Below are 12,557 nucleotides of genomic sequence, written 5' to 3' on the forward strand. Positions count from 1 at the left end.
GCTGTCGAGACTTTCTCGACAGCCTGAGAAATGAACGCAATGGTTCATTTCTTCTAATTAACTATCTATCTAATTGTAGTGCTTCTATCCTTTTAAACATTTCTATCCCTTAACGCCTCCGAGCGCAATCCCCTCAATAACTTGCTTCTGCCCGATGATAAAGATAATGACCAGCGGCAAGATTGCTGACACAGCACCAGCCATCATCAAGGAATACGTATCTCCATATTGGTCACCGAACAATCTGATTCCAAGCTGAATGGTAAACAACTCTTTGCTTTTCAAGAAAATCAGCGGATACTGATAGTCGTTCCAGGTCCAAATAAATCTGAGGATCGCATAGGTTGCGATGGCTGGACGAATAAGCGGCAACGCGATTTGGAAGAAGCTTCGCGCATGTCCGGCCCCGTCTATTTTGGCTGATTCGATATATTCGTTGCTGACACTCATAAAGAATTGTCTAAGCATGAAAGCACCAATAACGCTAAATCCGTTCAGCAAGATAAGACCAAGATGAGAATCAAATAAATGTAAGGAACGGAAGAGCAGGAACTGCGGAACTAATGAAGCTTGAGGTGGAACCATATAAAGCGCGAGGACGAGAAGAAACATCGTATCTCTTCCTCTGAACTGGATTTTGGAAAACCCATAAGCCGCAAGTGCGCACACAGATACATTGAGCACAGTGGTTGCCACTGTTACATAAATCGAGTTTGCATAATATTTGACGAAGCTCCCTGTCCACACTTCCGCATAGTTCTCAAGTGCATTCCAGTTTCTCGGAATCCATTCAATTGGGAATGTAAAGACATCCGCCTCAGGCTTGAATGATGTCGATAACATCCATATGAAAGGAAGCAGGAATAGAAGTCCTATAGCAGCCATAATCATTGTGAAAATGATCTTTGAAACCGAAATTTTTTTCATGGATATTGTTCCTCCGTTCTAGATCTCTTCTAGTAGTTAACCCATTTCTTCTGGGCAATCCATTGTCCGGCTGTTATGAATAAACAAATGAGGAACAATATGAGCGCCATCGAAGAGGCATAGCCTGTTTTCAACTGATTGAATGCAGTGTCATACAAATCGTAAACGATTACATTTGTTGAATTCGCAGGTCCGCCTTGCGTTAATACTTGAATAAGATCGAACACCTTGAAGGAACCGATGATTCCTGTTACTAGCAAGAAGAAGGTCGTTGGTGAAACATTTGGCACTGTGATTTGACGAAATTTCACCCATGTTCCTGCGCCATCGATATCCGCCGCTTCATACAGATCCTTCGGAATGGACTGCAGCGCAGCAATGTAAATAATAATGTTATAGCCAAGCATAATCCAAACTTGAATCATCATGAGGGAAGGCAATGCATAATCGATATCTGCCAACCACTTAGGTGGATTCTCAATGCCAAATGACATTAGCAGCTGATTTACCGGACCTAATGATGGATGGAAAAGAACCTGCCATACCATTGCGACGGCAACGACACTGGAGATATAAGGCAAAAAATAAACAACCTTAAATCCATCTTTGAAATAAACATGTTTGTCAATGAGAATCGACAGCAACAGCGATAAGATCAAGGTTATCGGAACCGTTATGATAAAGACCAAGTTGTTCAATAAGCTTTGTATAAACACATCGTCTTGGAACAAACGAATAAAATTATCAAAGCCTACGAATTTAATAGCACCATATCCCGCTACGAAATTCCACTCCGTAAAGCTCAGCAATAGAGAGCACACAACAGGGATAAGTGTTAGGACCATTAATCCGATCATTAAGGGGGCTACAAACATATAGCCAGCTAGTGTCTCTCTAGCGCTAATTCCTAGTGATTTCTTACCTTTCATTTCTTATTCCTCCTCTGAGAAAATACGTCTTGTTCTATAGTGTCATTGTAATAAGAACGAAAGTCGCAAATAAGAACTAAAAACGTTCATTTTGAAACGAATTTTACTTTTCTCAGCTCATGTACTTGATAAAAAACAAGCGTTCTCTGAGTCTATCAAGAGAACGCTTCATATAATTATTTTATTTGCGCGCTTGCTTAAATGCCTTCACATACTGATCAGCCTTGGCACGAACGAGTGTATAATTGCCTGTTTCAATGGCTTCCTTCGTAAGATTCGAACCAATTCCTACCGCAAATGCACCTGCTTTGATCCAGTCGCCCAAGTTCTCTACATTCACTCCGCCGGTCGGCATTACATTCGCGTGAGGCAATGGGCCTTTGATATCCTTGATCATCCCAGGTCGGAATTGACTTCCTGGGAACAGCTTTACAACATCCACTCCTAAATCTAGAGCGCTTTGGATATCGTGAATGGTCATAACGCCCGGGATGATTGGAACGCGATAACGATTGCACAGCATAATCGTATCTGGATTCAACGTAGGGCTCACTACAAATTCAGCGCCGCTTAGCATTGCTTGGCGTGCCGTTTCCGGATCAAGCACCGTACCGACGCCAATTATTGCATTATGAGCTGAATCAGGATGATTCCATGAATACCGATTGGCAAGCTCTTCGATCGCCTTAAGCGCATATGGAACCGTCATTGTAATCTCAATCACCTTAATGCCGCCAGCAATGGCTTCCTCGGATAGTCGAACCACCTGCTGCCAATCTTCTCCCCGTAATACCGCTACAACCCCTTCTTCATGAATCCGTTTAATGATGCTCATTTTCTTCAATTTGCTTCCCTGCCTTTCATTTATGTACTAAATTCATTAGACTTAACGTTCAACATGCGCTTTTCTATTAAGCCTCGCTTCTACCTGTTCCCTTGTCGGGAGACCTTGCCAATCGCCTTCCGTCTGGATCACCATAGATCCAAGCAGGTTTCCGATGCGAACAGATTCCTCAAGGGATTTATTTCTTAGTAAACCGCTAAGGAAGCCGGCACAGAAGGCATCGCCAGCACCAACGGTGTCTACTACGTGATCAGCAGCAAAATAAGGAATTCTAGCTTCCTTTCCGCCCTGTAATAAAACGTTTTCATGATCTCCGCCCTTGACGACGCATACGTTGCCAAGCTCATGCAGCTTCGCGAACAAAGCACTTTCGTCGTCAATACCATAGAGAAGCTTCAATTCATCAAGCCCTGGCAGGAAATAGTCAGCATCCGACGCTAGAGGCAGAATGAATTGCCGAGCCTTCTCCACGCTCCAGAGCTTCAGGCGCAGATTTGGATCAAAGCTGACTTTAACGCCATGCTTGCGTGCAAGACGCACAGCCTCAATAACAGCTTGACATGCCGTTTCACTTATTGCCATCGTAATGCCGGTTACATGCAAGATGCGAGCACCTGCTATGTAAGCCTCATCCAGCATATCAGGCGACATTAGACTCGCAGCCGAATTTCGCCGAAAATAATAAACGGAGGATTGTCCGGCTATTAGTTCACGCATCATGAGACCCGTTGAAGCAGCAGTTGTGCACTTCACGCGTGAGACATCAATGCCTTCGCCCCGCAATGCTTTGATCATCATCGTCGCCAGCGGATCTTCGCCTAGTTGAGAGAACCATCCGACACGAATGCCAAGCCTAGCCAAACCGATGGCTACGTTGGTTTCGGCCCCACCGAAGGTGCATTCCAACGTATGGCTGTATTCGATTCCTTTATTTCCCGTCGGCAGCATGAGTGCCATCGATTCCCCAAAGGTAACTACCTCAGGGCTTGCTTGCATATGGGACATACTTTGATCCTTCATCGACTTCCCTCCCCTTAGCTAATGAAAAGACTGTCATGGGTAATCCATAACAGTCCCCATTTTATGGGTTAATTCTATTGAATCGTTCATTCTAATCCAAAGCTCATAAATATGATTGTCTTAACTATACACAGTCGAAATTTGCGGTACAGGACATATATTCGTGCATTCGCAAACGAATTTGACATGTTTACAAAAAAAACGATCCAAATGCTTGGATCGAAATGTGCAAGCTATTTCTATATTTGCTCCATGAAACGAAAAAAAGCTTTTTATAGTTACCCTTGTGGGAACATAAAAAGCTTTACTCTGCAATCGCTCAATGAGTACATGACCCAATACAATTCTGATCGCCACCAAGTGAAATGGAAATTAAAGAAGCTGACTCCAATTGCAATAAGCGTAAGTGTATCCATTCTACATAGGACATGTAGAATGGGGTATTCTGCTCTGGCAGAATGGCAACTAAGGGAGAATGCCTGTCCAGTTGACTACTCCACACTTGGACTATGTTAATGGATTGAATGGATTCGTTGTGCTTAACCATAGAGCGTATGGTACAGGATGGAATACTGCGAGGTGATGAGACGCTAATTAGCGGTTAATTTCCAGTTTCTTTACCCATTCATTATTGTTCCAAATATCGGGGTTATCAATGGCCTGGTTCTCTCCACGCACCATAGAATCATAACTATCCTTTCCACTAGAAAACCAATCCGAAATTACTAACCTTCCATTCAAGTTCTGTACAAGAAATTCAGTCGGTTCTGCAAAGCTGCCTACATCCTTTTTCACGCGCGTGTCTAGTTTGAAGTAGAAATAAGGGTTATCTTCACCAACAAGCTCCACTTTTCTAGCACCAACATCGATATCTGTCACCAAATTATCGGTTAGTTTGTTCTTACGGAATAATTCATGCTGGGAAGTAACTTTCTTTTGCATATATTGTTTCAGGCTTTTATTATCAAAGAAAGCATCCAAGTTGATATCTGTGCCGTTCCAAATCGCCTTGTAATATGCAGACAGAGCACGCTCACACATTTCATAAGCGGTTTTATAATCCCAAACAGACAGACCATTTTTATCTTCAGCTAAAAATTCGAGAGAACTCTTCAAAGTATTCTCTTTCGTGATGGTTGAATTTTCTGTGTTTTTGGCTACCTTCACGTTGACTTCCATAGGAGTATTTTTTTCGTCGGTATTCCCAGCAGCATTATTACACGCACTTAGAGCGAATATAAGCACTAATAACAGGCAAACACGTTTCATTCTTTTCCCTCCCGTAAAAAATAATGATCATGGAGCAGCCATTAGGATTGATGCACACCACTTCTATAAGAATAGTTTGAAGTGATGTGCATCCTTCTTCAAATTTTACTTATAATAGCCAGACAATTTGATAACTCTTTTGCTATCACCTGGATAGACTTCTTCTGCCTTCTGGTTATTATTATATGAACCTTTTCCACTACGACCGGTTGCCAATGCTCCTAAAACTAAAGCCGTATTAGTCTCGTAGTATTCCGTGATTATAGTTGAATGCCTCCAATTGTTATATGAACCACTCAGATAGAATTGCAGGATATCTCCAATAGCATATGGGTAACCTGAATTAGGATTATATTTGAATGTTGAGTAAGTAGTTGCGGATCCAGCCGGTCCTTTTGTAGTATTGTTCACCAGAAAATCATGCAAGTTAGGGACACCTGACCAGGATGAAGAACGATTGCTCAGACTTCTGTAGTACCAACCCTTAGAGGAAATACCTGATCCATTTGTGTCATAGGGAATTGCGCCGCCAGCAAGCAAAGCATGAGATACAAAGTTAGTACAATCCCAATTTCCGGATATCTGAGAAAAATCGTAATAAGATACATTAGATCCGCCACTTGCAGGTGAATCTTTAGCCTTGTTGTTTTTTGCATAGTTGGCTATGGCTGTCTTATTTAACGAAGCAAGGGTAGCCAATGGTGTTATCACTTGATTGGTTGCCTCCACCCCGCCTGTACTAGTCATTTCTACTGGAAGTTCTCGATTAACCGAGAAATAATCAGTAATTTTTTGCTCAAGTTCCGTTTGTTTTTCGGCAATATTGGAGCTTTCTAAAATAGAGTTCATTGTAAGGTTACTTGAATGATCCAATGATCCTCTGACAAATTCATCATAATAGTCATCTGGCATATACCAATCGGACATCGTTAATCCCGTATCAGTATAGGTAAATACCACATTCGATACCTCGCCAAACCCAGACTGTACCTCCATTCCGACATAATTAAATGAAGCTTCTGTACTGATTGCTCTGTGCCAAGATCAATACGTTCATAATAATTTTTCAAAATATCTTTTGCCATAGAAAAACAAGATTCAACCGCTGACAAATCTAAGACATTCGATGAAGACTTATCGTTCAAATCATTAAGCTTATCAGATGATAGCAAAGTATCTTCAACAGGGCTCAAAGGCGAGTTGCTCTCAGCTAGAACAGTAGAACTACCCAAACTACTGACAAGTGCTGCAATGAGTGCAACAGTTAATAGCTTTTTCAATGATACGTCATTCCTTTCCTTTAATTTGTACCACATTAGTTCGCGGACAATCTGCTCTCAGTCGTAGCTATCAGGTAATGATAAACAAAAACAATGAATAACTTGCCTAGCATCGACTCCTCACTTTTAATATTAGTAAGTAGTCTAATCTAAGAGTATAAAATCGCTTGTATGTAACTCCTTACCTTAAAAAAGACGCTCCTACGCTTATATGTGCAACACAATTATTCAGATTTTATTTCAACAAAACTGTTGGTACCTATGATTGATCGGACGGGAAAAGTTTGTATTTTGTTGCATAAATTAGTAAAATATTTTCTGCGACAATCGAATGTCGCGATAGTGAGTTCAAAGCGAGGGTACCGGGACGAGAAAGGAGGTGAAACTGCGGAACATCTGGATTTTATCAAAAGGACACTACAATGAATTGAACAGCATCAACCAGCCCATCTACTTCTGGCAGGTTTATGCCGCCGTCCTTTGAGAGTAAGAAGGAATCCGAAGTGGAATGACTGGGTTGTGGTCGCGTAACAAGTAAATTCAGAAATAGAACTCTAACAGCTTTCACTGACACAATGGATAAAAGAATGGAAATTAAACATATAGATAATCCCAGTGCAGCCTTTAATACCGAAACAATATTAAAAAAACTGAAAATTCTACAAAGAAAAATCCCCCGCTTTATTCGTTTCTCAAAATCCCTACTAACTGATTTAGATGGTTGAAAAAACGGATCCTCTTTCAATACTCGATTTTCAGCTTCAAGTTGTTCTCCATCTACGGCAGCAAAATTCGACAAAGCCATTTTGAGCAGTAATTCATCATACTCATCCATTAGAGCTTGATGACTCCCTGAAATTTTTTTAGTCACTCCCCCTCACCTCTTTTTTCAGGAGATTCAATGCTCTACGCCTGGCTCGAGTTAAATACTGTCTAACGTTATTCACAGGGATACCCAATTTCCGGGAAATTTCACTATCTTTCAAATCCATATTGTACTTGTAATAGAGCAAAGTTATATCGCGATCCGTCAGCTTAGACAGCTTACTAAACATCTCCTGTCTGTCTTCTCTCCTGAATATCACTTCTTCTACGCTCAGTTGGGAGTCGGGAAGACGGTTAATCATATCTTCGGTTTGTGCTGTACTGACCAATAATTTCTGCCGCTCCTTTGCTCTAATATAATCGACACCCATGTTTCTAATGGAATAAATGATGTAAGAAGTCCTTTTGCAATATTCCATGGTTCGTAAAAGGGGAGTTTTGGGTATCAGTTTTAGGAAAACGTCTTGAATTGAATCATCTACTACATTGTAATCATTGGTTACTTCGTAAGCTTTCTTCCTCATAAGAGGGTAATACTGGTAAAATAAATCGATTAAAAAATCCTGATCTTTTTCTTCCTCAATGACTGAAAAAAGAATTAGTAGCATCTCTCAAACCGCCATTCTGAAATAGGTTCATTACTTTCTATATTAGTCCATTTGGAACTATATGTAAATAAAGTTCATTAATATGCAGAGTTACTTCATTACAAAATTTTTAAGCTTTAGATCCATAGCTACATTAGCGATTCATTAAACGAAAAAAAGCTTTTTATAATTACCCTTTCGGGTGAACATAAAAAGCTTTACTCTGCAATCACTAATGCAATTCGTTTAAAATTTTTCGGGAAACTGTTTGACAATGCCTTCTGTCAGGATGTCGGCTAAATGAATCATATGGATCTCGTTTTTGTCGGTTGCTGCAATATCCGCTTTCCAATCTCCTTTGAGACAGCTCAGCACGATTTCCGTAATCAATTGAAGGTGCGTATACAGCATATCCTGAAGCTCTTTAAACTGCCAGTTCGGATTCGCATCGCTCAAAAATTTTGCGATCTCGTCAGCGTTTTTATGCCAGTCTTCCTCTAGCTTCTTCACATCTGCCTGGTTGCCCGCTTTGGCCGCCTCTACGATTTTAGCTGCGATTAAAATATGTTCTCTTAGAATTTCAGCCAGCTTATTGCCTGCGGCTTCCCCGTAATAAGGTTTGATTACATTTCCAATATCCTGTTGGTTCCGTAAAAGCCGATCCAGTACGTCCTTCTGGTCAGGACGATTCGAGATAGCGCTGACAATATAGCTTCTCGTCCATATCGTATGGTCGATCCAAACCTTCTGCATATCGGTTTTCAGTGCACCATTTTGGGACTTAGGCAAACCGAATCCTTCTTCTCGTTCACCATTGCACTTGCCTGTACGGATGTTGTTACTAAGTTAAGCGAGGACTCTGCACATATGACGAAACCCGGCCTAAGGCCGGGTTTCGTGGTTCGTCTAAAAAATCCTTTTCATTAATCCGATAGAGATTGTCCTTATTTTTGCGTCCATTTTTTAGGCAAGTATTTATTGATCGTATGAATTCCCTCATCGTTGATTGCATAGTACATACATAATTCCCCGTTAGCATCCAGCTCGTAATGAACCTCGTCAATTAGTCCGTTAGCCTGCAAAGACAGCATATGATCCAGAAAGTTTGCTCTTGTAAATTGACGTTCTCCACCATACTCGTTTTTCAAAGCGTCCATTGCATCATTAATATTTGCCTTCTGCACAGTAGACATGAAAAGCAGCACCCGGGAGCGAATCGGCAACAATGGCATTTGCTTACGCCTCCTTCTTCTTGAACAGATCCATTGGATTCATCGAAACTAAAAGCGCGCCAAGTGTAATAATAACTGCGCCGGCAATTATTGTAGGAGTCAACGAACTACCGAGGAAGATAGCAGCAAAGACAACCCCCCACAGTACATAGGTAATGTTGAGCGACATTCCGACGGCAACGCCAACCATACTATTGGCCATATACCACGTCAGGAAAGAGATTGCCGTAAACAGGGCTGCAGCCGCAATAATGAGCATAGGCGATACGGAGCCAAGTACGGAAGTAAAGAGATCTGTCGCGCTGAAGATAGGTATCAGCACAGCAATATATACGAGTCCGGAAACGCCCTCGCGAATGGTAATGGCGATATTGGAATCAAGCATAGACATCCCGAAAGTAGCAAATACGCCTTCCAATCCCCAGCCAAGCGCGGCCACCAGAGCAAAAATAATGCCTAGTGTGAAATTATCCACGCCACCTTCAGGCTTGACATAAGAAATGAGCGCAGCTCCGATAACACAGATGAACATGCCGACGGCCACCCGTTTATCAATTTTCTGCTTAAGGAACATTCGCGCGAAAATAGCACCAAACATCGGACAAAGCGCCGAAATAGGAATAGCCGCCGCTCCAGCCATATCAATTCCAACCAGATAGGCCCCGTTGGCGATTGGACCGCCAAACACCGCGGCAATTGCGACCATCAACCCTGGTATTGTTACCAGACTGCGGCCAATTTCTTTGATCATCCCATTCTTGAAGTTCCAAATCAGAAGCCAGATCGCCGCCAAAGCATCGTTGATCGCCGATGCCACTATAGGCGCAGCAAACGCTCCTACGACCCCCAGAAAAGGCTCCTTCATCATAGCCAGGGCAACGACGGTACTGTAAAGGCCGAACGTTAACCCGGAAATCAGTCCGTAAGCGATTCCATTTCTTCGGAAACGACTGTTCATCTTTTGTTTCAGCATGCCGGCCGAAGCCACTGCTTCCTTCATCATCCATACACCTCTGTTAAGTAGATTTGTCTTCGTAGATGTATCTTCATTGTAAAGCAATGCGGCCATTTCGCCTGTCACTAACCGTACCTCTTATTTGGACTTCCTGAATCACTTTTTTCTTCAATCTGGTACTTTTCGTACTTTTAGGACGACATCTTTAAATAAAAAAACTCCCGCCCGACATTTAGTCGGACGGGAGTTGCCTTGATTCTATCTATTGAAGCGTCTTCACACTCGAGCTAGAACACTTTTTTTGTATTCCTTCGGTGTCATTTTCATTTGCTTATAGAAAACCCGGTTGAAATAAGACGGATCGGTAAAGCCGCATTCTGTGGAGATGCGATAGGCGGGATACCCGGTAGTCTCAAGCAGCTTGCAGGCATGTGCAATCTTGAGCTTGTTCACATAATCCGTATATGTAACGCCGAGCTCCCTTTTGAATATGCGGCTAAAATATTGAGCATTCATGTACACATGACTCGCTACCATTTGCAGGGTCAGCTTATCTTTGTAATTCTGCTGAATATAATCGACGGCTTCTTGAATAAAGCGCTGACATTCTTGAGCGGATTCTATCAGATAAGTTTCTGTTACACCATCTTCTTCTGATTGAGCGGCCCTCTCCAGCCCCTTACGAATCAATTGCCGCAATTTGTCCGGCTTGACAGGCTTAAGCAGATATTCGTGTACCTGCAGACTGATTGCCGCCTGTGCATAGGAGAAATCCGAGCTGGCCGACAAAATCGTCACGGAGGCATTGGGGAGAAAGCGGCGAATTTCCTGCAATGAGGATATTCCGTCCATTTCAGGCAGCATGATATCCATAAAAATAATATCCGGCCGATATTGTTTGGCGAGCTTAATCGCTTGCATACCCGTATCGCAAATAAGCAGCTTATCTTCAACACCCAGAATTTCCTGCGCGATGGATTGAAGAAACTCCAGTTCTATCGGTTCATCTTCAACAAACATAACTACGCTCATTGCATCACCTCGCAATTGGTTGGGTGGGGATGCGGATGTTAACCGTGCTCCCGCTATAATCCGATTTCACAATCGATAACCCATACTCTTCTCCGAAATAACGCTTCAAACGGCTGTCGGTACTCCGGAAGCCAACACCGATTTTGCTGTCCGGCTGATGAATGAGCTTGAGTACCTCCGGTGAGAACCCGTTACCGTTGTCTATAACAGAAATGGTGATATCATTTCTGTACTTTTCGGCAATCAGACGAATGGTTCCCCCGTCCCGCTTAGGGGTAATTCCATGAATGACTGCGTTTTCCACAATAGGCTGAATCACCAAATTCGGAATGCGATAAGCCTTTAATTCATTCGGAACAATGATTTCATACTGCAGGCGATTTTTGAAGCGCGCCTTTTGTATATACAAATACTTCTCAATGTTATCCAATTCGGATGCGATGGTATGAAGCTGATCATCCTGCTTCACATTGTATCGCAGCAAGTCGGACAGGCAATAGATCAATTCCTCCGTCGTATGGGAGTGTTCGAAATAAGCGATGCGGGCAATGGAATTCAAAGTATTGAACAGAAAATGTGGATTGATGACGAGAGACATATTTTTGGCTTCTAAGTCAATCACTTTCTTCTCCAGTATTTCCTTTTCCGCAGACAGACGATTGATAATCCCTGTGTTGTCCTGCGCGCTTTCGGCGATGTCGAGCGCAATATTCCTTGCAATATGATGGCACAGCTGCTCGTGAATATCTGCTTTATCCTTGTCAATGGTTGGAAAAGCTGATATCGCCTTCGCGACAACTTCCAAATCCAGCCCCTTCATTTCAGCCAATTCCGCCGTGTTAATCAGATACTTCTGATATTCCCTCTCCTGGGAATACGCTTGCATCCCCGATATGAAGCCAACAACTTCATCTTTGACCATAATAGGCAGCAAAATATTCTCCAGGCCGTAACAGCAAACAAATCGCCCCTGCTCGCCGGTATTAAAGCGCTTCAAATAATCTGCACAAGGTCGCGTAGGATTCTCCCAACAAAAATGCCTGCAGAAATCAGGGGACGGATTGAACTCTAGCAAAACGTCTCCATTGTGATCGTGCAGCAGCAGCGAGAACTTGGAAAGAGACAGGATGCCGCTGTATCGTGCGTATACTTTGGTTGCGATCGGACTATCGGTTTTCAGCATAATCTCGTTGCACCCTTTCACCGAAAATGAACGGGAAAATAGACGTTACATGCTAAATTTTTCACAATATAATATCTCTATTATAGCAATTTACAAACTGTTTGGAAATAGTTCATCCTCTTTCCTCAAACTCTATTTATAGAAATACACCACTTCGACAAGCTTTCGACAAGCGGATTGTTACAGACAAATATAAAAAGACCAAAACCCGTTTTACCGAGTTTTGGCCCTTTGCAGAACATCGATATAAATTATTGCTTAGCAGCGGGAAGAATAATTTCCACTTCACTGTGAGGACGAGGAATTACATGTACGGATATCAGTTCCCCTACACGCTGTGCGGCTGCGGCACCAGCGTCCGTTGCCGCTTTTACTGCTCCTACATCGCCTCGTACCATTACGGTGACAAGGCCGCCGCCTACCATCTCTTTGCCAATCAGGGTAACATTGGCTGCTTTGACCATAGCGTCCGCT

At 42.5% G+C, this 12,557-nt stretch carries 14 protein-coding genes and 1 pseudogene; all 15 read right to left on the bottom strand.

Annotation, left to right across the window (positions count from 1 at the left end; genetic code table 11):
• Positions 1 to 102 precede the first annotated feature (102 nt).
• A complete protein-coding gene (locus tag BBG47_RS25490) occupies positions 103 to 927 on the bottom strand; it encodes a carbohydrate ABC transporter permease (protein WP_021255544.1) in 825 nt (274 codons plus the stop codon).
• A gap of 29 nt (positions 928 to 956) precedes the next feature.
• Positions 957 to 1,856, bottom strand: coding sequence for a carbohydrate ABC transporter permease (locus BBG47_RS25495; RefSeq protein WP_021255543.1), 900 nt, complete (start codon positions 1,854 to 1,856; stop codon positions 957 to 959).
• A 181-nt stretch (positions 1,857 to 2,037) separates the two neighbouring features.
• Positions 2,038 to 2,691, bottom strand: a complete 654-nt coding sequence (locus BBG47_RS25500) for a bifunctional 2-keto-4-hydroxyglutarate aldolase/2-keto-3-deoxy-6-phosphogluconate aldolase (RefSeq protein ID WP_483310759.1) — start codon at positions 2,689 to 2,691, stop codon at positions 2,038 to 2,040.
• 51 nt (positions 2,692 to 2,742) lie between these two features.
• A complete protein-coding gene (locus BBG47_RS25505) occupies positions 2,743 to 3,720 on the bottom strand; it encodes a sugar kinase (protein WP_065294077.1) in 978 nt (325 codons plus the stop codon).
• Positions 3,721 to 4,314: 594 nt separating this feature from the next.
• Positions 4,315 to 4,989: a hypothetical protein gene (locus BBG47_RS25510; protein ID WP_065294078.1), complete on the bottom strand. Its 675-nt coding sequence runs from the start codon at positions 4,987 to 4,989 to the stop codon at positions 4,315 to 4,317.
• A gap of 105 nt (positions 4,990 to 5,094) precedes the next feature.
• The gene (locus BBG47_RS25515) at positions 5,095 to 5,916 is read right to left on the bottom strand and encodes an amidase domain-containing protein (RefSeq protein WP_175400640.1); all 822 of its coding nucleotides are present in this window, start codon (positions 5,914 to 5,916) and stop codon (positions 5,095 to 5,097) included.
• Between the two features lie 2 nt (positions 5,917 to 5,918).
• Positions 5,919 to 6,269 carry a hypothetical protein gene (locus BBG47_RS30150; RefSeq protein WP_175400641.1) on the bottom strand — a complete coding sequence of 117 codons (351 nt, stop codon included), beginning with the start codon at positions 6,267 to 6,269 and terminating at the stop codon, positions 5,919 to 5,921.
• Between the two features lie 406 nt (positions 6,270 to 6,675).
• Positions 6,676 to 7,140, bottom strand: a complete 465-nt coding sequence (locus tag BBG47_RS25520) for a hypothetical protein (protein WP_065294080.1) — start codon at positions 7,138 to 7,140, stop codon at positions 6,676 to 6,678.
• Complete coding sequence (locus tag BBG47_RS25525; protein WP_065294081.1) at positions 7,133 to 7,702, bottom strand: RNA polymerase sigma factor; 570 nt, start codon at positions 7,700 to 7,702, stop codon at positions 7,133 to 7,135. The genes BBG47_RS25520 and BBG47_RS25525 overlap by 8 nt, the downstream gene beginning before the upstream one ends.
• A 225-nt stretch (positions 7,703 to 7,927) precedes the next feature.
• Positions 7,928 to 8,496: pseudogene (locus BBG47_RS25530) on the bottom strand (glycosyltransferase).
• A 129-nt stretch (positions 8,497 to 8,625) separates the two neighbouring features.
• Complete coding sequence (locus BBG47_RS25535; RefSeq protein ID WP_065294082.1) at positions 8,626 to 8,913, bottom strand: hypothetical protein; 288 nt, start codon at positions 8,911 to 8,913, stop codon at positions 8,626 to 8,628.
• Positions 8,914 to 8,917: 4 nt separating this feature from the next.
• The gene (locus BBG47_RS25540; protein ID WP_021255538.1) at positions 8,918 to 9,994 is read right to left on the bottom strand and encodes a DMT family transporter; all 1,077 of its coding nucleotides are present in this window, start codon (positions 9,992 to 9,994) and stop codon (positions 8,918 to 8,920) included.
• Positions 9,995 to 10,144: 150 nt separating this feature from the next.
• The gene (locus BBG47_RS25545; protein WP_065294083.1) at positions 10,145 to 10,900 is read right to left on the bottom strand and encodes a response regulator transcription factor; all 756 of its coding nucleotides are present in this window, start codon (positions 10,898 to 10,900) and stop codon (positions 10,145 to 10,147) included.
• A 4-nt stretch (positions 10,901 to 10,904) separates the two neighbouring features.
• The gene (locus BBG47_RS25550) at positions 10,905 to 12,083 is read right to left on the bottom strand and encodes a histidine kinase (RefSeq protein ID WP_021255536.1); all 1,179 of its coding nucleotides are present in this window, start codon (positions 12,081 to 12,083) and stop codon (positions 10,905 to 10,907) included.
• A 251-nt stretch (positions 12,084 to 12,334) separates the two neighbouring features.
• On the bottom strand, positions 12,335 to 12,557 hold a 223-nt coding region (locus tag BBG47_RS25555; protein WP_065294084.1), incomplete at its 5' end, for a BMC domain-containing protein.

The sequence above is a fragment of the Paenibacillus sp. KS1 genome, from assembly GCF_001680695.1.
Taxonomy (GTDB): Bacteria; Bacillota; Bacilli; order Paenibacillales; family Paenibacillaceae; genus Paenibacillus_B; species Paenibacillus_B suaedae.